General features: G+C 50.5%; 23 protein-coding genes and 1 pseudogene. 15 read left to right on the plus strand and 9 right to left on the minus strand.

What is annotated here, in order from left to right; genetic code table 11:
- Nucleotides 1-31: 31 nt before the first annotated feature.
- Complete coding sequence (locus WCT94_RS03080) at nucleotides 32-823, minus strand: nucleotidyltransferase domain-containing protein (protein WP_012773117.1); 792 nt, start codon at nucleotides 821-823, stop codon at nucleotides 32-34.
- A gap of 4 nt (nucleotides 824-827) precedes the next feature.
- Nucleotides 828-2,063: an RtcB family protein gene (locus tag WCT94_RS03085; RefSeq protein WP_161502920.1), complete on the minus strand. Its 1,236-nt coding sequence runs from the start codon at nucleotides 2,061-2,063 to the stop codon at nucleotides 828-830.
- Between the two features lie 191 nt (nucleotides 2,064-2,254).
- On the opposite strand from WCT94_RS03085, the gene rtcR reads away from it, so the two are divergent.
- The 4 genes from rtcR to WCT94_RS03105 all read left to right on the plus strand — a co-directional run bounded on the left by rtcR (nucleotide 2,255) and on the right by WCT94_RS03105 (nucleotide 5,051).
- Entirely contained in the window at nucleotides 2,255-3,844 is a 1,590-nt protein-coding gene (rtcR, locus tag WCT94_RS03090) for an RNA repair transcriptional activator RtcR (protein ID WP_336867894.1), read from the plus strand.
- Between the two features lie 160 nt (nucleotides 3,845-4,004).
- Nucleotides 4,005-4,274, plus strand: coding sequence for a hypothetical protein (locus WCT94_RS03095; RefSeq protein ID WP_181829915.1), 270 nt, complete (start codon nucleotides 4,005-4,007; stop codon nucleotides 4,272-4,274).
- 13 nt (nucleotides 4,275-4,287) lie between these two features.
- Nucleotides 4,288-4,632 carry a type II toxin-antitoxin system RelE/ParE family toxin gene (locus tag WCT94_RS03100; RefSeq protein WP_336867896.1) on the plus strand — a complete coding sequence of 115 codons (345 nt, stop codon included), beginning with the start codon at nucleotides 4,288-4,290 and terminating at the stop codon, nucleotides 4,630-4,632.
- Between the two features lie 101 nt (nucleotides 4,633-4,733).
- Nucleotides 4,734-5,051, plus strand: a complete 318-nt coding sequence (locus WCT94_RS03105; RefSeq protein ID WP_336867897.1) for a helix-turn-helix domain-containing protein — start codon at nucleotides 4,734-4,736, stop codon at nucleotides 5,049-5,051.
- Here WCT94_RS03105 and WCT94_RS03110 read toward each other — a convergent pair.
- The gene (locus WCT94_RS03110) at nucleotides 5,048-5,401 is read right to left on the minus strand and encodes a type II toxin-antitoxin system RelE/ParE family toxin (protein ID WP_336867898.1); all 354 of its coding nucleotides are present in this window, start codon (nucleotides 5,399-5,401) and stop codon (nucleotides 5,048-5,050) included. The genes WCT94_RS03105 and WCT94_RS03110 overlap by 4 nt on opposite strands.
- A gap of 419 nt (nucleotides 5,402-5,820) precedes the next feature.
- Here WCT94_RS03110 and WCT94_RS03115 point away from each other — a divergent pair, with 419 nt between their 5' ends.
- From WCT94_RS03115 to WCT94_RS03145, 7 genes are all read left to right on the plus strand, one after another.
- Nucleotides 5,821-6,156, plus strand: a complete 336-nt coding sequence (locus tag WCT94_RS03115) for a hypothetical protein (protein WP_039524381.1) — start codon at nucleotides 5,821-5,823, stop codon at nucleotides 6,154-6,156.
- 653 nt (nucleotides 6,157-6,809) lie between these two features.
- Nucleotides 6,810-7,805 carry a LysR family transcriptional regulator gene (locus WCT94_RS03120; RefSeq protein ID WP_012773112.1) on the plus strand — a complete coding sequence of 332 codons (996 nt, stop codon included), beginning with the start codon at nucleotides 6,810-6,812 and terminating at the stop codon, nucleotides 7,803-7,805.
- 235 nt (nucleotides 7,806-8,040) lie between these two features.
- Complete coding sequence (gene aspA, locus WCT94_RS03125; RefSeq protein WP_012773111.1) at nucleotides 8,041-9,480, plus strand: aspartate ammonia-lyase; 1,440 nt, start codon at nucleotides 8,041-8,043, stop codon at nucleotides 9,478-9,480.
- A gap of 365 nt (nucleotides 9,481-9,845) precedes the next feature.
- The gene (locus tag WCT94_RS03130; RefSeq protein WP_336867899.1) at nucleotides 9,846-11,267 is read left to right on the plus strand and encodes a TolC family protein; all 1,422 of its coding nucleotides are present in this window, start codon (nucleotides 9,846-9,848) and stop codon (nucleotides 11,265-11,267) included.
- Nucleotides 11,264-12,265, plus strand: coding sequence for an HlyD family secretion protein (locus WCT94_RS03135; protein WP_336867900.1), 1,002 nt, complete (start codon nucleotides 11,264-11,266; stop codon nucleotides 12,263-12,265). Before WCT94_RS03130 ends, WCT94_RS03135 begins: the two co-directional genes overlap by 4 nt.
- Complete coding sequence (locus tag WCT94_RS03140; RefSeq protein ID WP_336868081.1) at nucleotides 12,265-13,380, plus strand: ABC transporter permease; 1,116 nt, start codon at nucleotides 12,265-12,267, stop codon at nucleotides 13,378-13,380. The genes WCT94_RS03135 and WCT94_RS03140 overlap by 1 nt, the downstream gene beginning before the upstream one ends.
- Nucleotides 13,374-14,567, plus strand: coding sequence for an ABC transporter permease (locus WCT94_RS03145; RefSeq protein ID WP_336867902.1), 1,194 nt, complete (start codon nucleotides 13,374-13,376; stop codon nucleotides 14,565-14,567). The genes WCT94_RS03140 and WCT94_RS03145 overlap by 7 nt, the downstream gene beginning before the upstream one ends.
- Before the next feature lie 77 nt (nucleotides 14,568-14,644).
- Here WCT94_RS03145 and WCT94_RS03150 read toward each other — a convergent pair whose 3' ends face one another.
- From WCT94_RS03150 to WCT94_RS03175, 6 genes are all read right to left on the minus strand, one after another.
- Nucleotides 14,645-15,805, minus strand: a complete 1,161-nt coding sequence (locus WCT94_RS03150) for a lipase family protein (RefSeq protein WP_336867904.1) — start codon at nucleotides 15,803-15,805, stop codon at nucleotides 14,645-14,647.
- Between the two features lie 172 nt (nucleotides 15,806-15,977).
- Nucleotides 15,978-17,099 carry a ribosomal protein uL16 3-hydroxylase gene (locus WCT94_RS03155; RefSeq protein ID WP_336867906.1) on the minus strand — a complete coding sequence of 374 codons (1,122 nt, stop codon included), beginning with the start codon at nucleotides 17,097-17,099 and terminating at the stop codon, nucleotides 15,978-15,980.
- A 90-nt stretch (nucleotides 17,100-17,189) separates the two neighbouring features.
- Complete coding sequence (locus WCT94_RS03160; RefSeq protein WP_336867907.1) at nucleotides 17,190-17,618, minus strand: GNAT family N-acetyltransferase; 429 nt, start codon at nucleotides 17,616-17,618, stop codon at nucleotides 17,190-17,192.
- Between the two features lie 606 nt (nucleotides 17,619-18,224).
- Nucleotides 18,225-18,737 (minus strand): AAA family ATPase, encoded by a 513-nt coding sequence (locus tag WCT94_RS03165; RefSeq protein ID WP_336867909.1) that lies wholly within the window; start codon nucleotides 18,735-18,737, stop codon nucleotides 18,225-18,227.
- 47 nt (nucleotides 18,738-18,784) lie between these two features.
- Nucleotides 18,785-19,060, minus strand: a complete 276-nt coding sequence (locus WCT94_RS03170) for a type II toxin-antitoxin system RelE/ParE family toxin (protein WP_208228710.1) — start codon at nucleotides 19,058-19,060, stop codon at nucleotides 18,785-18,787.
- A 3-nt stretch (nucleotides 19,061-19,063) separates the two neighbouring features.
- Nucleotides 19,064-19,312, minus strand: a complete 249-nt coding sequence (locus tag WCT94_RS03175; RefSeq protein WP_043877996.1) for a CopG family ribbon-helix-helix protein — start codon at nucleotides 19,310-19,312, stop codon at nucleotides 19,064-19,066.
- A 137-nt stretch (nucleotides 19,313-19,449) separates the two neighbouring features.
- Between WCT94_RS03175 and WCT94_RS03180 the strand changes: the two genes are divergently transcribed.
- The 4 genes and pseudogenes from WCT94_RS03180 (at nucleotide 19,450) to WCT94_RS03195 (ending at nucleotide 22,243) form a co-directional block, all read left to right on the plus strand.
- Nucleotides 19,450-20,010, plus strand: coding sequence for a hypothetical protein (locus WCT94_RS03180; RefSeq protein WP_336867912.1), 561 nt, complete (start codon nucleotides 19,450-19,452; stop codon nucleotides 20,008-20,010).
- Nucleotides 20,007-20,132, plus strand: a pseudogene (locus tag WCT94_RS03185) (ogr/Delta-like zinc finger family protein); the annotation flags it as partial. The gene WCT94_RS03180 and the pseudogene WCT94_RS03185, both read left to right, overlap by 4 nt.
- A 239-nt stretch (nucleotides 20,133-20,371) precedes the next feature.
- Nucleotides 20,372-20,605 (plus strand): hypothetical protein, encoded by a 234-nt coding sequence (locus WCT94_RS03190; RefSeq protein WP_336867914.1) that lies wholly within the window; start codon nucleotides 20,372-20,374, stop codon nucleotides 20,603-20,605.
- 81 nt (nucleotides 20,606-20,686) lie between these two features.
- On the plus strand, nucleotides 20,687-22,243 hold the full coding sequence (locus WCT94_RS03195) for a DUF3696 domain-containing protein (protein ID WP_336867916.1): 1,557 nt from the start codon (nucleotides 20,687-20,689) through the stop codon (nucleotides 22,241-22,243).
- Nucleotide 22,244: the final 1 nt, after the last annotated feature.

Here is a 22,244-nt window from a genome sequence, read left to right on the forward strand (position 1 = left end):
CCTCTTCTCTTTCCGTTTATCCACGGACGCCTTACGCCATCACCGTCCGGTACAACAGCGCATCCAGCATCGTGTCGTCATCGGACTTACTGTCTGGTAATTCCGCGAGGCTATCGGCATCACTCAGCATCTGCGTGATGAACGCGTGGATAACCTCGCGACGTGGGCCGTATTCCGCCTCACCCGACCGTTGCTTTATTTCCAGCAATTGATGGATTTCAGCCAATAGGCGCGGATCGTCTACCGTCCCTGCAAGCAACTGCGAAAAGCGCATCGGCGGCATGCCTTTACCTGCTTCTATCCAACGCACAGCCAGCAGCGGGCGTAGCACATAGAAATATTTTTTAAGGCGTACCGTCTCGTCTTGTAGATAACCACGAAAATTTTTACGCGCCATCGACAGATAGTGCCAGCGAGCCTTGGATGGCGAGAACCACGTCGGCACCGTCGCCCGCAGTGCGGATGTAGCATCCCGATCTTCTTGATAGACAACGGGTGAATCCAGCCATTCGATCAGCGTCGGGTTGGCCCGCTTAAGCAGGCCGAGTGCTTTGCGCCACTCCCAACCACAGACGTCCAGCTCATCGTCGATAGGCAGCTCTATTACGTCACGTTGTGCTTCGACACGTAGATACCACTCCGGCCGATGCACGTAGAGAAAGCGCACGTCGTAGTCGCTATCTGGGGAGGCAAATCCCCAGCCACGGCTCCCCGATTCACAGGCATACAGCACCTTCACCTGATAACGTTCTTCCACATCCTGTAAGACTAATTTTATCCGCGTCCGCATGGCAGCATCGACGCGATAATCCTTTTCCATCATGATTTTATCCTTTCACACACACCACCTGACGCAGCGTGTGCACAATTTCCACCAGCGATGACTGTGCCGCCATCACCTTATCGATATCTTTGTACGCCATCGGGATTTCATCGATAACGTCGCTGTCTTTTCTGCACTCGACGTGTGCGGTCGCACGAATCTGGTCTTCCACGGTGAAACGTTTTTTCGCGGCAGTACGGCTCATAGTTCTCCCCGCGCCGTGGCTACAGGAACAGAAGCTCTCTTCGTTCCCCAACCCACGTACAATAAAGCTCTTCGCCCCCATCGACCCCGGAATGATCCCCATCTGACCTTTCTGCGCCGACACCGCTCCTTTACGGGTGATCAGCACCGATTCACCAAAGTGCGTTTCGCGCTGCACGTAGTTATGGTGGCAGTTCACGCCTTCCTGCTGAGTGGTAAACGGCTTCGTCACAATACGGGACAGCGCCGCCAGCGTATGCGACATCATCACTTCACGGTTATGACGAGCAAAATCCTGCGCCCATTCAACCGCTTCGATGTAATCGTCAAAGTGCAGGCTTCCTTCCTCGAAATATGCCAGATTACGGTCCGGCAGATTCGCAATGTGCTGCTGCATATCTTCCTGTGCCAGCTTGATGAACAACGACCCAATCGCGTTCCCCACACCACGTGACCCGCTATGCAACATCACCCACACGCGATCCACTTCATCCAGACAGATTTCGATAAAGTGGTTACCCGTCCCTAACGTTCCCAGATGCTGATAGTTGTTGGTTTTCAGCAACTGTGGGTATTTATCCGTTAAACGTTTAAAACGCGGTTCCAGCAGTGACCAGTGCGCATCCACCGTCTGCGGCGGGTTCTGCCAGGAACCGACATCGCGTTTGGAACGCGTTACGCTACGTCCGTGCGGCACCGCCTGTTCAATCGCGCTACGCAGCCCCATCAGGTTATCCGGCAGGTCGCTGGCAACCAGTGACGTACGCACCGCAATCATCCCGCAACCGATATCCACACCGACCGCCGCCGGGATAATCGCGCCACGCGTGGGGATTACGCTACCAATCGTCGATCCTTTTCCCAGATGCACATCCGGCATCACCGCCAGATGTTTAAAAATGAACGGCATTTTGGCTGTGTTCAGCAGTTGATCGCGGGCTTCTGGCTCCACAGGCACGCCCTGCGTCCACATTTTTACTGGTGCGCTATTCACGGGCGACATCATGTCGTAATCCTGCGTTTTCATTTCTTCCATTTTTCATTCTCTTTGTTTGTCATTATTCGCTATAGATACTGCCAAAGGCGTGCCAGTTTTCTGAAAAATACAAAATAAAAACATAACCAATTGATAATTAATAGGTAAAAAACAAAACACGCAAACTGGCAACGAAACAAAAGAACAGGTAAATTTATCTCATAGGATAATAATTTATAACAAGGTATAGCATGAAGCGTCGCGTCGTCATTGGTGTGCTGGGCACCACGTTGGACAAACGAGGTAAACGGGAGAATCGCTGGACAAAATGGCGGCCTACCGTCGGCCTATGCCAGCAGCCGGATTTTCCGGTCGATCGACTGGAGCTGCTGCATCAGTCACGCAACGAGGGGATGGCACAGCAGGTGGCAGAGGATATCGCCGTGGTGTCACCCGCTACGCAGGTCACGCTTCAGACCGTTGAGTTACGCGATCCGTGGAATCTGGAAGAGGTCTACAGCGCTTTTCTGGACTTTGCGAGCCGCTACCCGTTCGATACTGAGAACGAAGAGTATTTCGTTCATATCACCACGGGTACTCACGTCGTGCAGATTTGCTGGTTCCTGCTGACCGAAGCCCGCTACCTGCCCGCCAAGCTGCTGCAAACCGCACCAGGGGAGAAAGCGGATCGTCCCGCACCGCAGGGCATCTATGCCGTTATCGATCTGGATCTTAGCCGCTACTCAACCCTCACCAGCCGCTTCCAGCATGAGCAAGAGCGCTCTGTCTCGTTCCTAAAATCGGGTATAGAAACGCGCAACAGCACGTTCAACGCGCTGATCGACCAGATTGAACGTGTCGCGCTGCGCTCTACCGCGCCGATGCTCCTGACCGGTCCAACGGGGGCGGGAAAATCCTTTCTGGCCCAACGCATCTATCAGTTGCGCCAATCTCGCCATCTGGTCAGTGGTCGGTTTGTTGCGGTTAACTGTGCCACGCTGCGCGGCGACAATGCGATGTCGACATTATTTGGTCATGTGAAAGGCGCATTTACCGGCGCATTACAAGCAAGAATGGGACTCTTACGTGAAGCGGACGGCGGGATGCTGTTTTTGGATGAAATCGCCGAACTCGGGCTGGATGAGCAGGCGATGCTACTCAAAGCCATTGAAGAAAAACGCTTTTTACCGTTTGGTTCGGATAAAGAAGTCAGCAGCGATTTTCAGTTGATTGCCGGCACGCACCGCAACCTGCACGAGTGGATTGCACAGGGTAAATTTCGTGAAGATCTCTACGCCCGTATCAATATGTGGACCTTTCCCCTGCCGGGCTTGGCGGAACGGCGGGAAGACATCGAACCGAATATTGACTACGAACTCCAGCGCTTCACACGCGATCACCAAACGCAGATTCGCTTCGATAAAGACGCACGGCAACGTTACCTCGCCTTTGCCTGCTCATCGCAGGCCGCATGGCGTGGTAACTTCCGCGAACTCGGCTCCTCCATCGCCCGCATGGCGACGCTGGCAGAACAAGGACGTATCACGGTTGCACTGGTAGAGGAGGAAATTGCTCGCCTGCAAGCAAGCTGGCGAAGTGATGCGCCAGCAACCGCACTTTCACCCAAACTACCGCCAGAACTCGCCAACATCGATCTGTTTGAACAGCGCCAGCTTGAAACCGTGCTCGACGTCTGTCGTACCGCCAATTCGCTCTCCGAAGCCGGCCGCCAGCTGTTCGCCGTCTCACGCCAGCAAAAACAGAAGCCCAACGACGCTGACCGACTGCGTAAATATCTGGCACGTTTTGGGCTGAGCTGGGAGGGGTTGAAGCGGGTATAAATTCATCATAAATTTATACCTTACGTGTAGGCTACGATATAATTATTCTGTTTCCCTCAGGCAACAGCAAGATGAAAGTCTTTGTTATCACCACATGGCAAGAGCCTACCGCTTATAGCCATATTTTCTATAAGCGATTGTTTTAATTAAGGCAGATGATATGAAAACCACAATGTCTCAGAAGTCGGCCCGTGAAGGCCTTGGCAACCCTGAACTGTTTCAGGGAGGTGTTTATATAACGAAGAACGGCTCCGCAGAGCTCTTCGTGCAAACGGCAGCAGAACGGGAAGCAGAACTGCTTGAGAGAGAAAGAGAAAGGCAATCTAACGCACTCTTGAAACTGGTGATGACTGCCAAAAAAGAAATTAAAAACGGTCAGGGAATGTCCGCCGAGGAAGCCCTACAAAAATTACGTGAAGCGCGAACGTAAATAAGGAGCCAATTTGGCCAGTTCGTACACCATTAAAGTCGCCCCTGCGGCTGTCTGGTCTTTGCAGGATGCTGAGTCTTATAAATCTCACTATATTGGTATTAAACCAGCCGCTACATGGTCTGAATCCCTATTCTTATCATCCATACAGGCCATTTCTCAAGATCCTGCCCGCTACAGGCATAATGCAATATTATCCGATAAGGGAATCGCGCTCCGCGAGCGTCTCTCAGTAGAAGATGACTTTCGCTGTTTATATGATGTTGATGAAGAGCATGGCGTCATAGAGATCCTGCTTTTTGTCAGCATGAAACAGGACCTTGAAAAAATGCTTTATCGCTATCATGTGTTGAGCTGACTAATTCCGAATCAGTAAACAGAACACTTTCTATCCAGTAAACTTGACGAAATATCTAAAATATTAGATATTTTATTTACTGAGATAAGGAGGTAAGCATTATGGCGCTAAAATTCTACGAAAGTCCGTTTCATGTAACGCATGGCGCTGAGATTGCCAGCAAGATGGCAATGAAAATGGATTTATCGATCATGATCACTAATTTAATCAAAGAGAAAGGCTGGACACAAAAAGAGGCAGCGGAAAAACTGGGTATCAGCCAGTCGCGCGTTTCAGAACTGAAAAATGCCAAGATCGAGCTTTTCACTATTGACGCCATGTTCGACATGCTGGATGCACTCGGTTTCCGCGCGAAGATGTCGATGCCAAGCCTGCATCAGGCATCCATCGCTATAGCTGAAATCGAATCAGCAAGCTAACGTTTTTTACAGCGTTCAGCCTCCCTGACATCAGCCATAAGTGCTTTTAGCCGTTGTTCGGCCACCTCCTTAGCTTTACGATCAACGCCGTTGGTCGTTTTCTTAAAGGAATGCAAAACCACTACGGTATCAAGATATTTGGCAACATAGACACATCGATATGCAGGACTACCGTTTATTTTTAGTTCGATAACGCCGATACCAACCCCATCGAGGAAATCAATTGGCAATTTAGGCTCTTGCCCATACTGAATGAGGCGCAAGTCTTTTCCAAATTCATCCTGTATATCAGCAGGAAGCGCTCGATATTCCCTTTCAGCAGCATCGTTAACAAATGCGAACTTTTTCAAGACAATCCCCTGTCACTATTTCCCGCAAACACCGAAATATCCTTTACTACAGCCAATTAAAATAAAAGAACAATCCTGCTCATTTCCAAAGCCAAAGCTATTTCTGCGAGCACCATTCCAAAACCCGCTGTAATTCCACTGTAAATCCATCCACCCTATTCCACGTTTTCCGCCGTTGGAATACAGTCTCTGTGCTGCGGCAACATCCGCAACCGGGCTTGGAACCCCGAACTCTCAAGACTGAAAAACGCTTTGTTTTTTCAGGGGCTGCGTGCACACTCTTTATGGTGACGCAGGCAGGGCAACCGCAAGGTTGACCGGTCTTCTTGAGAGCCGGGGTTCCAATCCTGTCTGTGTCACCCCCCAAGTTTGGAACCTTGTGTGGTGGCGGACTTAATTATCTCAAGGAAAAAATGACCATGACGGACACTCACGCCACACCCGCTGACAGCACCATTACTATTTTCCGCGACCTGATCGCCAGCCTGCCTTTCGCGCAGTTAGATGACGTTCAGCTCTGCGACCTCGGCGCAATTGCCGCCGAATCGGTCGAAGGCTTATGCCACGGCCTGCATTACCTCGGCGACACGCTACAAAACGACGTGGAACTGCCACAGGAAAGCCTCAGCCAGCTCGGCGCGTGCCTCAACGCCACCGCACACCTGATTCCAGCACTGCTGGAAATGTGTGAACAGGCGGAACGTCATGTACGAACAGTAACGACAGTGAGTAGCGCACCTCTTACTACACAGTAAAAACAATATGTTACGAAAAAATAGGGGGATGATTTTTACCCAATTCTATCCCTCCCCTACACACTGTTTCTTGTACACCAGTAAAGGGATTCGTCGCTAATTTTTGCCGTTATCCGGCGTAAAAAATTATGCTGAGGAGATAGCAGACTTAGGATGAGCCGCAAGGACGCGGCGAAAGCTTGCGCCACGCAGGGAGCGTGTCGCAAGCGGTCCGTTAAGCCTGATATCGACGAAGGCACCGCGCCAGCGGCATAATTTCCGCCAAAAGCCTGGGGTCTCGGGGCGAGCGGCGTTTGAGCCGTCCCGAGTCGGGCGCGTGCTACGTGATAGCATAAAAATATCGATGTTATAGCGCACGAAACCGTCTCTCAGACTGCATAAAAATATAACTAAGAAGCCGACAGACAATGTGAGAGCCACGAATCCGCAACGTGAATACCATCGATATCGGCAGCCTCCAGGCCTCTTCATGCTTCATCTTCAGATCCGCTAAAGCTAGAAATAAGAAAAAATTAATCAGTGATGCAACCTGTATTTTTTCTGAAGTTAGCCGACTATTCTGACAACAGTTAGCGAGGTCGTAGTCAGCGAGATGAGATAGACTAACGCTTCATATTTCGACGACATTCACCTTGCAGCGTAGGCAAACTCACATGGTTAAACGCACAGTGTCCGCCAATAAATCGATCGATATGTACGCCGTCTATGTTTTTGTGACGATGGCGGAAGCAGGAAGCATGACGGCCGCCGCCGCGCGGCTAGGCCTGACGCCCTCTGCTATTTCGCAAACGATCCGGTTATTGGAAGAAGATTTCGGCGTCAAATTGGTAAACCGGGCTCGTCGCCCCTTTGTCCTGACGCCTTACGGCATTGCGTTGAAAAACCGGGGAGAAATCCTGACGGAGGAGATTGCGAACCTGAAGGCGCAGGTGCTGGAAGCAGGAAAAGGGATTAAACCCGACTTGCGTATCGGCCTGGTGGATTCGTTTGCCATCACCTGCGGTTCGGTGTTTACCAAGAGTTTGATGAAGAGTTCATCGCAGTTGCTGATTCGTACCGGGCTCAGCCCGCAGCAGGGTGAAGCGTTAATGCGACGCGAGCTGGATTTGATCGTCACCAGCGACCCGTTGATCGACAGCGATAGTGTGGTGCGTCATCAGCTGTTTTCCGAAGGCTATTTCATTATCACGCCGCCGGATTACCGCAAACGCATCAAAACGGTTGAGGATATCCGTGAGCTTTCCGCCGCACTGCCGCTGGTGCGCTTTAATCGGAACTCGCAGATTGGGATGCAGATTGAGCGTTATCTGCGCCGCATCGATGTCCGCGTACCAAACATGCTCGAATTTGATAACGCGGATACCTTAACGTCGATGGTGGCGGCAGGTATCGGTTGGGCGGTAACGACCCCGCTCAGTTTCCTGCAATCCGTCGCGCACTCCAGAGAAGTGCTGACGCATATGCCGGAACAGCTGAATATCAAACGCTCACTGTATATTGTCGGGCACCGAGATGAATACAGCGCGTTCTTTGAAGAAGCATGTGATGTCACACATGACATTATTAAAACCGTATTTATTCCGAAATTGAAAACGCTGAACCGCGGAATAGAAAAGCTGGTTGAGATCAACCCGGATAATACCGAATAACCTATTTATGATTGGGAGACAGAAAATGGAGGAATATATCCACCACTAGCCATTTAACGATGCTAATTCCATGTTCGTCTCCCCGAGAACGCTTTTTAATCATGATTTTATACAAATCGTGATGGGTTCGTGTTACCTGAAAACCAAAAAACAGGAAAGACAAACCCTAAAAAATCAGAGTCTTAATATTGAAAACGATGCTATGTACATCGAACAAGAAAAAGGAAGAAGATCCATGTCAACGAATATCCGTATTGAAGAAGACCTGTTAGGTACCCGTGAAGTCCCTGCTGATGCCTATTATGGTATCCATACGCTGCGTGCAATTGAGAACTTTTATATCAGCAATAGTACCATCAGCGATATTCCAGAATTTGTCCGCGCTATGGTGATGGTAAAAAAAGCCGCCGCGCTGGCGAATAAAGAACTGCAGACCATCCCACGTAAAATTGCCGACACTATTCTACAAGCCTGTGATGAAGTGCTGAATAACGGTAAATGTCTGGATCAGTTCCCTGTCGATGTCTATCAGGGCGGCGCGGGTACGTCAGTCAACATGAACACCAACGAAGTGCTGGCGAATATCGGTCTGGAACTGATGGGTCACCAGAAAGGCGAATACCAATACCTGAACCCGAACGACCACCTGAACAAATGCCAGTCCACCAACGATGCTTACCCAACCGGATTCCGTATCGCGGTGTACACCTCTATTCTGAAACTGGTCGAAGCGATTACCCAGTTGAGCGATGGCTTTGAGCGCAAAGCAAAAGAGTTCGAAAACATCCTGAAAATGGGCCGTACCCAGTTGCAGGATGCAGTGCCAATGACTCTCGGTCAGGAATTCCACGCGTTCAACGTACTGCTGAAAGAAGAAAACCGTAACCTGCTGCGCACCGCCGAGCTGCTGCTGGAAGTGAACCTGGGCGCTACCGCCATCGGTACACGTCTGAACACGCCGGATGAGTACCAGAAGCTGGCCGTTCAACATCTGGCAAAAGTCAGCGGCCTGCCCTGCGTACCCGCTGAAGACCTGATCGAAGCAACGTCCGACTGCGGCGCTTATGTGATGATGCACAGCGCCCTGAAACGTGTGGCGGTAAAACTGTCGAAGATCTGTAACGACCTGCGTCTGCTGTCTTCCGGCCCGCGCACTGGCCTGAACGAAATCAACCTGCCGGAACTGCAGGCCGGCTCGTCCATCATGCCAGCCAAAGTTAACCCAGTGGTACCAGAAGTGGTCAATCAGGTCTGCTTCAAAGTCATCGGCAACGATACCTGCGTCACCATGGCGGCAGAAGCGGGTCAGTTGCAGTTGAACGTGATGGAACCGGTTATCGGCCAAGCGATGTTCGAATCCATCCAGATCCTGTCCAGCGCCTGCTACAACCTGCTGGAAAAATGTGTCGACGGCATCACTGCGAACAAAGACGTGTGTGAAGCCTACGTTTTCAACTCTATCGGTATCGTGACCTACCTGAACCCGTTCATCGGTCACCACAACGGCGATATCGTCGGGAAAATCTGTGCCGAAACCGGTAAGAGCGTGCGTGAAGTGGTGCTGGAACGCGGCCTGCTAACCGAAGAACAGCTGGACGACATTTTCTCCATCCAAAACCTGATGCACCCGGCCTACAAAGCCAAACGCTACACCGACGAAAACGAAGCCGTTTAATTTTCGTTTTCCGTCACGCGGGCCCGGAGAACACTCCGGGCCTTTTCTGGCTAATTATTTACCAATAAATAATCATTGTTATCTGCGTAATATACGTGGTTCCACAGGTTTTATTTCCACTTCAATAAATTCTCCAATTTAACCCCTTCTAATATTTGAATAATTGGGAATTTAGACCAACACTAAATCATCCCCGAAAAATAATACGGAACATATCAGACGCCATACGCGGTTTGTTTACCTGCCGCCAGACGCGTTTTTACAGCCATTATCACCATCTGCACACGGACAAGCCTTGTGCTTTTTCAGCAGGCTTATGTTTATCAATTTGGCGCTATTTGGGTAAAAGGATGATTTCACCTGGCATGCCTCGAATAACACACAAAAAAATCCGGCCTCTGACTTATTTCCCCATCGCACTGCTGCTATTGCAGTGCTGGTCACCCACGACATGGGGGCAAACCATTTCGTTTAATCAGGCCTGGGCCCGTCTGCTGCAAAGCGATGACAGCATTGCCGCCGAACACGCCGGGGTCGATCGCGCACAGTCCCTGAAAGAATCCGCTAAAAGTCTCTATTGGCCGCAGGTCAATGTGGGCGCAAGCTATACCCGCCTTGATAAACCCGTCGAGCTGGATGCGCGCGACTTAAACCCGTTGTCGAATCACCGGGACATCTTCGCCGCGCTCAATCAGCTGATTAATGCCAGCGGCAATCCTTTTGTCACCCGTTTTACAGAGCAAAATGTGGTTACCAGCTCCGTTCAGGTCGTCTGGCCGTTATTCACCGGAGGCCGGATTGATGCAGCTCAGTCGATTCGTGCCGCGCAGGTCAATGAAGCAGAGCAGATGCTGATCGTCCGCACGTTGGCGCAGTTTGAAGCGCTGGCACAGACTTACTACGGCGTGGTAATGGCGCATCAGGTGATGAAAACGCGTCAGGATATCGAGAAAGGCATGGCGCAACACTATGACCACGCCCGCAAGCTGGAAGTGCAGGGGCAGATCGCCCGAGTCGAGGTGCTGTCCGCCCAATCTGCTTATGACATGGCGCGTATAGAAACACAAAAGGCGCAGCGAAATATGGAGACCACCGAAATGGTCTTCGCCAAGCTCATCAAAACCGAAGGCGCATCGCCTTCCTCTCCGCTGTTCGTCAACAAAGCGCTTCCCGAACTGCCCGCGCTGGTGAAACAAACGCTCAATACCCATCCCGGCTTAAAGGTACTCTCCGCCAAGCGCGATCAGGCCAAGGATCTCATCCGTATCGAACGTGCCAAATACGCTCCCGGCGTGTTTCTGTTCGGCAACTATCAACTCTATGAACAGGACACGCTGGCCGCCAGAACCACACCGGACTGGATGGTGGGCGTCGGCGTTTCCGTCCCGCTCATCAGCCGCGAAGGCCGTTCCGACAATATCGCCGCCGCGAAAAGCGCAGAAATGCAGGTTAACTATCTGGAAGCCGATATGCGGCAAAACCTTGAAATAGTGGTCGAAAGCACGTGGCGAGAAGCCCGACAGGCGCTGGAAGAGTTCAACTCTCTGTCTTCGACAGAAAAACTGGCCGAAGAGAACGTCCGGTTACGCAACAAGGCGTTTACGCAGGGCATGTCCACCTCACTAGACGTCGTGGATGCGCTAAACCAGTTAGCCGGCGCCAAAACACAGCGTGCCTCCGCCGCCTATCGTTACGTGGTTTCCATCGCCAGATTAATGGCCATTTCCGGCCAGATAACCCGTTTCTCTGACTACCAGACCCAATACGCCATACAGGTGACGCCATGACCCAGCCCCACCAGCCCTCTTCACGCTCAACACGCAAGTGGCTTCTTCAGGCCGTCCTGCTGATTGTGGTTGTCTGGATAGCGTATCGCTTCTGGCTCGCCTATCAGCCCGAACCGATTCGCTTACAGGGGCAAATCGAAGCACAGCAGTATTCGGTGTCATCAAAAGTGGCTGGCCGTATTGCAGAAGTGCCGGTGCAAAAAGGCCAGCAGCTTGATGTGGGCGATCTCGTCTTTACGCTCCTGACGCCGGAGTTGGACGCGAAGCTGGAGCAGGCAAAAGCCGGTGAAGCCGCAGCAGACGCGGTGGCGCTGGAAACCAAAAAAGGCGCGCGTGAGCAGCAGATCGCCGCCGCCAAAGATCAATGGCAGAAGGCCAAAGCCGGTTCCGAGTTAAGCCATAAGACCTACCTGCGCGTGCAGAATCTCTATCAGGAAGGCGTGTTGCCGCTGCAAAAGCGGGATGAAGCCAAAGCCTCCTGGGATGCCGCACGCTATACCGAAGGGATGGCGTGGCAGGAATATCAAATGGCGCTGGAAGGCACGCGAAAAGAAACCCAGGCAGCGGCAGAGGAAAAAGTCCGCATGGCCGCCGGTTCCGTCGCCGAGGTAGAAGCCTATCTGGCAGAGGCGCGCATCGTTAGCCCGCACACCGGCGAAGTCAGCAATGTGCTGCTGCGCAGCGGCGAAATTGCGCCACAGGGCTTCCCTGTGGTCACGTTACTGGACATGAGCGACATCTGGATCCAACTGGCGGTACGCGAAGACCTTCTTGAGCGCTTTGCGATGGGCACCGAGTTTGAAGCGCGTATCCCGGCGCTGAACAACCAGACATTCCGGTTTAAGGTATCTTACGTTTCCGTCATGGGGGATTTCGCCACGTGGCGCGCAACGGATACCCGACAAGGATTCGACATGCGAACGTTCGAAGTGGAGGCGCGTCCAATTCAACCGATTAACGGGCTGCGCGTCGGCATGAGCGCACTGGTAGAAATGTGATAATGCGCGAATGGAGCGCACTATGGCGCGACCGCTGGGGGATGGCTTTAGCGCTCTGGCTACCGCTTGTCACGATGCTAATGACCTGGTGGACGCTATCCGGTGCCATTGTCCGCGAACTCCCCATCGGCCTGGTTGATCTGGACAACAGCACGATGTCGCGCCAGTTTGCCAGAGCGCTGCATGCTTCCCCCTCTTTCAACCTGAACCACCCGTTCCCGGCAGTAGCGGAAGGCTCAGCCTCATTACGCGGCGGCGAGATCTATGCGCTGGTGGTCATCCCACGCCACTTTGAGCGCGATATTCGGCAGGGAACCTTACCCACCGTGACCGCCTGGAATAACGGGCAATTCGTTTTGGTTGCCAAAGTCATCAACAGCTCGCTGGCGCTGGTCGCAGGAACATTCAACGGGCAGATCGCCGTGGTGCAGGCGCTGGCTCAAGGAGCCGCCGTTCCTGAAGCCAAAGGACTGGCAGTACCCATTGGCGGGCAGATTACCGCGCTGTTTAACCAAAACTCCAACTACGCCCAGTTTTTGCTGAACGCGATCATCCCCTCGATCTGGTCGATTCTGCTCGCGCTATACGGCCTGAATACGCTGGCCCGGGAGGATCGGCACGGAGCACACTGGATGCCGGAGAACCGCGCCGCTATCGGTGCTAAGTTCCTGACGCATTGGCTGATAGGCTGGGCGTGGGGTGGCGTCTGGAGCTATGGACTGTATAGCCTGCTCGATTACCCACTTAACGGTTCAGCGCTGCTGCTCGTTGTCTCGATCGGCGTGACTGCTGGTGCCTGCGTGGCACTGGGTATGGCCTTCTATGCGCTGATTCGCGACCCGGCACGTGCCGTTTCCATTGTCGGGGCGCTAATGGCCCCCGGACTGGCATTTATGGGCATCACCTTTCCGGCGGCAGCGATGGAAACATTCGCGACGTTCTGGCGGCAGTTGCTGCCCGTCGCGCACTATGGCGATATCGCGATTGCCATCACCAGCTACGGTGCAGGACTCACTCAGATCGCACCCGCATTGGCAGCGCTCTCCCTATTCTGGCTGCTGCTACCGCTCACGCTCTGGCGCTACCGACCCCGTGGCAAGGAGGTGACATGCTGAGCCTCGCCACCCTCATCCGGTTTGAGCTACGCAGCTTATTGCGCGATCCGACAATCTTGCTCACTCTGTTCGGCGGGATCCTGCTCTATTCCTTTCTCTATCCGCAGCCTTACCTCGCCCAGACGCCGCGCGAACTGCCGGTGGTGCTGGTGGATGAAGATGGTACTCAACTCTCACGCCGCCTGGCATTTATGGCCGATTCCACGCCGGAGGTACGGCTGGTGGCGCAGCGCAACACGCTGGATGAAGCCAAAGCGCTGCTGCTGCACGGCGAAGCAAAAGGGATTCTCTATATTCCGCGCCATTTCTACCGCGATATCATGCAGGGAAAAAGCGTCACGGTAAGTTATTCAGCCGATGCCAGCTACTTCCTGATCTACGGCGCGATCGCACAGTCTCTGGCGACGGTCGGCAGCACCGTAGGCGCACAGGTTAAAATCGCCCGGCTGCTGGCTCAGGGGGAAGGCATACCCGCAGCAAGCTCACAGTGGCAGGCAACCTCGCTGAATGCCGTGCCGGTATTTAACCCCACCATGGGCTATGTCAATTACGTGGTTCCCGGCGTTTTCATGTTGATACTGCACCAGATTTTGCTGATGGGATGCGGCCTGCTCGGTGCCGGACAAAATCAGCGCACACGATCTGGCGAGGTGCGCTACTGGCAATATGCCACACCGTGGCGTTTGCTGCTGGCACGTACACTGGTTGTGGGCGGTGCCTATTTGCTCTCGCTGCTCTACATGCTCGGCTTTTGTCTTGACGCCTATGGCATCGCGCGTGAAGCCAGCATGAGCCAACTGCTGCTGTTTGCGCTGCCCTTTCTGCTCTCAACGCTATGGCTCGGTGTGGTGCTGGGGGCAACCTTTACGCGCAAAGATCTCCCCAGTCAGGCGGTGCTGCTCTCTTCCATTCCGATTGTCTTTCTTTCTGGCTTCATCTGGCCCGTGGAAATGATCCCCGCGCCTCTGAACTGGCTGGCGCAGTGGGTACCTGCCGTCTTTACGATTCAGGGAATAGTGCGCCTTAACCAGATGGGTGCCGATTTTTCTCAGATCGGCGCATTCTGGTGGCATCTCTGGATGCTGGCCGCGCTGTACGGCCTGCTGGCGTGGGGCATGTTAGGGTATCGACAACGGCAATACCGCCGGGAGAATCAGGCCGCACGTCGATGGCTGGCACATGATTGATAAACAGAAAAAATAACCGATAACAGGAAGCATGACGTCCCGGCAGGCTCACCGGGACGTTGATGTAAAAGTGTCGCTTAGTGTTTTTTCGCGTCAGCGTGCAGATTTTTCAGTACAAAAGGAACCGAGTCACGCAGTGAAACATTAACGGTTTCACTGTGGTTCATCCCCTTATATTCATGCACGTCGACTGACGTTCCGGCTTTAGCAACATCACGCGCGAATGCACGCTGCATAATGGCCGGTACATCAATATCCTGCGTCCCGGTACCAATAAATACCGGATGGGCGATTTTCAGGGTGTTATAGCGCAGAGTTGCCGTTTGGCTTTCCAGTAATCCCTGTGTTGCGGGCTTCAGGCTATTGCCCGCATTCAGGCCATCATCCATCACTTTTTTCGTTAACGCATCGATACACATTTCACGCGCGGCGGACACATCAGCAGCGGCTTTCGGCGTGAAGTAATCATCAACATTCAGCCCTTTTTCTGTATCAGCGGCTGACAGATAGATGTACATCGCATAGGGAATTTTGGGATCGCCGCCCTCTTTCACCCCACCGCCCCCGGCGAAAAGTGCCGCCGCAGAGGTCTTATCATCAAAATAAGGGACGCCGGTCAACACGGTTGAGACAATATGCAGATCTGGCGCATAGTCAGGCTGGTAGCCCGCGCTTGCAAAAGCCGCATGTGCCCCCTGCGACTGCCCCACAATGGTCAATTGATTGCGTAACGGGAATGCGCCAAGCGCGGCTTTCACACCGTCCAGCACGCTCCACGCTTCCCCTCGTGCATTGAGATAGTGATGCAACCCGGAAGATCCGAGCCCCGCATAGTCCGGAGCCACGATGGCAAACCCCAGCGACAGCCACGTATTCAGATACTGCGCATCACGCGCTGAACGCGGGTTAAGAGACGGCGCGCAGGTTGTCTGCACGCCGACCGTCCCGTGTGCCCATACCACGACTGGCCAACCCCCCTTGGGTGTTTCGCCTTTCGGGATGAACACAGCACCGGTGTCTTCCCGTGGACTTTTCCCATCCACGCCGCTCAACGAGCGATATCGAATCAGATACTGTTCTGCTGCTTCCTGTAAGCCATTTTTCGCATCCAACGTCGTTTTTTCTATCAAAGAACCGGGGGTGTCCGCCTCTGCAGAAGAACGCAGAGGCAACATACCGGCCGATATCACAAAAAATAACGTCAATACGCTTCGCTGTATCTGAGGTGAATGGAACATGACATCTCTCCAAGGGTTGATTTCACATTACCCTAAAAGATAGCTCACTTACCCATTGCCAATTAATTCAATCAATAACTAATTGCGAGCAATAGCAGACCATTCGTCGGCTAAGATGCGGCCCCGAGCCACACCTGCCGTGTGCTCTCAGAAGCCGCCGGTGAGAAGCCTGTTATTCGTCGAAGAACCAGTAGCCCTGATTAACCAGCCCAGTTAACTCAGCCACGAATGCCGGATTCTCCAACGCCTCGCCCAGCTCTTTTTTACCGAGAATGGTATAACGACATAGCGCATCAGCCGCTTTCGGATCGACCGTGTCCAGTCGTTCGCTGTTAATGAAATAGCTCCCACCCACTTCCAGCACCCGCAGCCCGCTCAGACGCGTCAGCACATCACCGTCCATCAGCGCCCCCACAATCTCGTCCTGCTCGTAAGGCGGTTCTGCCGGAGCGATATCCAGCTCGTGGCGCGGCGTCGTCACAAAGCGACCGAACCACTGTTTAAGCGCTTCCGGCTGATTAATCACATCGATCATCATCTCGCGCAGGCGGTCAAACTCATAGTCTTCAACCCGCCCTGGGTGCTCGCGACAGGTCAAATCCGGGTCACTATAGTGCTCACCGCCGAGATCGTTCTCCAGCACGTAGTCAGCAAAGCTGCTGATTAGGTCTCTGCCGTTTGGCCCACGGAACCCCACGGAATAGTTGAGCGCGGTTTCGTGAGTAAAGCCATCGTGTGGGAAACCTGGCGGAATATAGAGAATGTCACCCGGCTCAAGATCTTCATCAATGATCGGCGGGAAAGGATCGACATGCAACAACGCAGGGTGCGGGCAGAACTGGCGCATCGGCAGCTTATCCCCCACGCGCCAGCGGCGGCTACCCATCCCCTGAATGATGAAGACATCGTACTGATCGATATGCGGGCCGACGCCGCCGCCCGGAACGGAAAAGGAGATCATCAGATCGTCCAAACGCCAATCTGGCAACACGCGGAACGGGCGCACAAGTTCAGCAGACGGCGCATGCCAGTGATTCACCGCCTGAGCCAGCAGCGACCAGCCGGTTTCACCCAGATTATCAAAATGCTCAAACGGCCCATTGCTGGCCTGCCACTGACCATTTTTATGGCTGACCAGACGGCTATCGACCTCCGCCTCCATCGCCAGACCCGCCAGCTCGTCCGGCGTAATCGGGTCAACGAAATTCGGGAAAGCGTTCTTCAATACAACAGGTTGTTTTTGCCAGTATTTTTCTAAGAATTCTGGCCAGTTAAGGTTAAGTTGGTAAGCCATGCGTCCACACCAATGAGAAGAGAAACGGGCCTGATTATAAAGAAGGCCACACCTTATCTACTTTGTCATTGGTCAATGGGCGGATAACTATCATGCAGCCTGCATATTCTTCTTTATTAGATAGTGCCTTAGCATGCCTTCCTCAGGGAAATCGGGTAAAGACATTTGCAGTTGATAACCTTGCTTTTCATAGAAAGGAAGTGCCTGAAAACTAAAGGTATCCACAAGCGCATGACGGCACCCAAGACGCATCGCCTCCTGTTCCGCTTCTTTCACCAACGCGCTACCGAGCTTCAGACCTCTGGATTCCTCACCAACCCACAAATAATCAATACACAGCCACAATCCTTTACGGGTTGCGATCAGCCCGCCAAGCATAGTCCCGGCACTATTGCGGTGAAAAATACCGATTTGCCCAAAAGAGGCAGGATTAATAAACCGATGATTGTAGCTTCTCAGGCCCGCAAAAAGTTCTTCCCGATCGCTGTCGGTAATATCGTGCGTCACGATTAATTCCACTAGATCCTCCTTGCTTCCGTTTATTAAAAATCATGAGGTTGCATGAATAACGCGCCGCTGAAAATGCAGTTTCAGGGATTCCTGTATTTCTGCACGCAACCCAGTGCAGGCACTACGTCTCAGCATAAGCACAATCCACCTTTCGGTATATGATTCTTTTTCATGGCGATTGTGGCTATCTGTGTGGTTAAGGGCAGGTTTGATGACTTGGGGGAGATTGAAGGAAAAGAGACTAAGAAAAAGTCGCCTAGCTGCTGAATTTTTGACATAAAAAAAGCCACCCTGAGGTGACTTGATTTTCATACTATGGTGCGAAGGCCGGACTCGCACATTGCATGTAACCTCATGATTTAATATTAATTAAAATAAAGACTAAAGACATTATACCAACACAGATACCAACGCTTGAAATTGTTAAATTTGGGACTCGAAGCCGCGCAGATGTTTTAGAAGGGAAGATTGGCATCTGACGATATCATTGCAGCAGAGCATCATGCATTTAATTTACTGCTCCCTACGATAACCTACCTTCAGTAGTAGCCCTACATTGTCCCAGTGATGTAGCACTTTGCCAACCTAAGCATAAAGTACACCATAGCCTGAGAGTCAGAATCTGCGTGATTCAATATGCTGGAGAATAACCTCTACGGCTTGTTCTGGCGTTAACACTGAAGTATCTAGGGTGATATCAGTGGATAACCAAACTTCATATTGGCGAGTAACGACTTTCTGCCAGTCGGGCAGTACATGCCCAGCAATATCTGCGCTGCGATGTTCAACCCTCTCCTTATGCTGTGCTTTATCGGAACAGATAATTTCAATTTCTAACGCAGGTGCTGCATTTTCTGAAGCAACATCTCGCCAAGCCTGCCGGGTAATGGCGAGAGGATTTACCGAATCGGCAATGACGTTGTTCCCTAACTTAAGATTATCCGCAGCGATAGCATACGCTACCAGATATCCGGCAGGCCCCATATCAGACATTGTGATTTTTTCTGACCGAATCAGTGATTGTTCGATAGAGTCGATACGCAACCAAACCGCATTCAGTCTGGATGCCAATAAACGAGCAATGGTTGATTTCCCCGTTCCCGGTAACCCACCAAGAATGATTAACATGAGTATCCTTATATGACTATAAGCAGGCCTGGATATAACAACGAAATTCAGCGATCTTCTCGTGTATGCCAAAGATCGACGATATAAATCGTATCGTGCTGAATTTCATAGTGAACTTCATAATCATCAAACAAAATCTTTCTCACCTCGCGTGGTTCATATCTTGCCTGAGATACGCCGATTCTCGGGTGGTCAGCAAGCCCCGTGGTTCCGATGATCAAGCGATCTAACACCTCGTCAGCATGTTGCCGACTGTACTGGCTGGCAAACCCATAAATACGTTCCAGGTCGTCCTGTGCCTTTTGCGTCCAACGTATTTCCATTGATTATGACTTTTTCAGTTTGTTGGCGAAGTCGATCACATCAGCATGGCTTACTACTCTTCCCGCATCGACATCAGCAAGACCTTTCAAAACCTGCTGATGCCGCCGTTCTCTCTCTTCAATCATTGCGGTCAGCGCTTCTTTAATCACCCAGCTTTTGGATCTATCCAATTCAATAGCCAGGCTTTCAACCGCAGCCGCAAGTTCGGCGGGTATCTGAGCACTGATCGTCTGTTTCGCAGGTTGTCCCATGAGCATCACCTTTTAATAAAAGTTAATAACACTTATTAAAATAGCATGATCCTGTTAGCGTCACTACCTGTGGCAAGTACCACATCAGCATCCCTGCTACATCATGCGCTCACTGGGTGATATACCACCTGTGATCTATGCACGACAAAAACTGGCCGGAGCCCCTCATTGGCAGTGGTACTAAAACCGGAGGGATTACACAACGGCTGGCACAGCGTGAGCTGGCGCAGGAGTATGACGGCTTGCTGGCACAGTTGGACATTGAGCAACTGAGACAGAAAGCGAAGTGCCATGCATCCGCAAAAGATTGCTCTAATGCTCACGCCAGTGCCCTGCGAGACTACGCAGAATGGGAATTTAATCAGGCGTTAAATACCATCAGTGCAAACGTGATCCGGGCGATTAAGTTAAAGCGGCATATGCTTGATATCACCACCTCTGAACTTACTCAGGGTCTCGCCTATCAGAATCCCGAAAAAGTGGTAATGGATTTGGTTACTGAAAAGCTCAAGGCGAAAACGAATAACTACCGTTTTGATATGAGCAACGAGCCAGTGCTGTCATCGCTGGGGCTGAACGCGCCCTCATTGCCGCATGCCGATTTTGCACCGGTATCCAGCCTGGCAAGACGGACGATATTTTTTCAGGAATTGAAAGAAAAAGAGGAAGCATTAAAAACACGGAACCAAAAAGTATGATGCATTGCCCGTTCTGCGGCCATGCCGCCCATGCCCGTACCAGTCGCCTGTTATCGGAGAACGTCAAGCAGCGTTATCACCAGTGCCGGAATATTGAATGCTCCGCAACCTTTCGGACACTGTAATCGATAGAGGAAATTATTCAGCCATCACACCGAAAAGATCTGCCGGTGCCGGATATTCAGCTGTCACCGGTCATGCAGAAAAAATATAAAGATTACCCGGCCTCAACTCAACGGAATTAATTAGCCAGATGATAATTTCATTATCATTAATATCAGGACATCGCCCACCACTGTGTGGGCTTTTTGCGAGCTTTTTCTCTGGCTAGCGATTTTTTGACCGTGCATGCATACAGTACATGGATTTGCATGCAATACTTACCCCTGAATCTGCCCTACAGCGCCAGTACTGGCGCGGCCTGAGCGCCTCCATGCAACTGAATGAAAAGCGCTACATAAAGCGGGCAGGCGTGGCGGGGATAGCATTGCGCGCGGATGCCAAATGTAATGATGTTTACTTTATTGTTGATGTTATTCCATTCATACTTCAAGATGCATGTGCGCTGGCTCACCCGAATAACTTACTTGTGTAATTTCATTAAGGGTTCCCTCGCTTGCAACCTTTCTGCGATTAAAATTATTTACGGTATATAATTTAGCTTAGGTGAATAAAAATGATTAGAGGTATCGGCCTTGAAAATTTCAGAAGTTTTGTCAGTAAAACTTTTATTGATCTAAAACCAATAACGGTTTTAGTAGGTAAGAATAGTAGCGGAAAGAGTTCATTACTTCGCACATTCCCTTTATTTCGCCAATCAGTTGAAGAAAACACTACTGGCCCTATATTGTGGTACGGTAGATATGTAGACTATGGAGACTTTACTGATGTACTTTCTAAGAACTCAGAAAATAGAGAGATCACATTTAGCTTTTCACTTTCAGTACCACCAGAAATAGTACAAAAACACTCTTACTACCGATTTAATGATTTAACAAACCAAAATACCAATATTGATACAGAATTAACCGTTTACTCCAAAGATAAGAAGACCAAAACAAAAAAAATAAAAATCATTCTAGACGATGCAACTATAACACTTATCCTTGATGAGAGTAATAATGTTAAGCTACAGATAGAATCTGAGGATAGATTATTAGAGAGGGATGGAATAATTGCAAAAAACCTTGGTCAATTCATACCGAACATTCACCTAAAGGGAAAAGAAGAGGCACCTATTACATCCACCCCATTTTATTTACGGAGTGCTAGAAATGATCGAGCTTTAGAAGCATCTTTTATTGATTCAGCATCTAAGTTTATTAAGCCATTCTTTCATACGAAATCGGATATAGGGCAAGTTGCAGATGCTTTTAGAAGAGTAAGTTTTTTCCCAAAAAAACACGCAAAAAAATTAATAAAATTCCTTTTTAAAGAACAAAAGACATTCAGTAAAAATTTTGATGCTTATCAAGATGATATAGTAAAGATATTATATCCTTTTGTAATCGGCTGGAATATTAACAACCTCATAGACATGATAAACATTTCTTTATCTGACTCATTTAGGAATGTGAAATATATAGCACCACTTCGTGCCACATCGGAACGGTTCTATCGATTTCAAGATTTACAAGTAAATGAAATAGATCACACTGGTTCTAATTTAGCAATGCTGTTAAATTCATTAAGGCCAATTGATAAATCAAGATTCGAAGAATGGACTAAAGTCAACTTTGATTTTGTTATAAAAGTTGAACAAACTGGGGCTCACTTCGCTATTTTGATAAATACAGGTGAGAGTGTTGAAAATTATAATATAAGTGACATGGGCTTTGGTTACTCACAGGTATTACCTATAGTTACAGCTATCTGGCTCGAAACGGAACGCAGGGCAAACCTCCCCAGAAAACCGATTACATTTATCATTGAGCAACCAGAATTACATCTTCATCCATCATATCAACATAATTTAGCAAGAATATTTTCAAAAGTAGTAACTAAAGCTAAAGATAATAAAATAGACTTGAAAATTATTTTTGAGACACATAGTCAAACTATGATAGAAGCTCTTGGTGAGTGTATTGAGGATAATACAGGGCTTTTAGAAGACGATGTTTCAATATTAGTATTTGAAAAAAATGAAAAACAGCAAACCATAGTCACAAAATCGTATTTTAACGAAGATGGTTTTCTCCAAAATTGGCCTGTTGGTTTTTTTTCAGGTAGATAAC

The sequence above is a fragment of the Pectobacterium sp. 1950-15 genome (assembly GCF_037136835.1).
GTDB lineage: Bacteria > Pseudomonadota > Gammaproteobacteria > Enterobacterales > Enterobacteriaceae > Pectobacterium.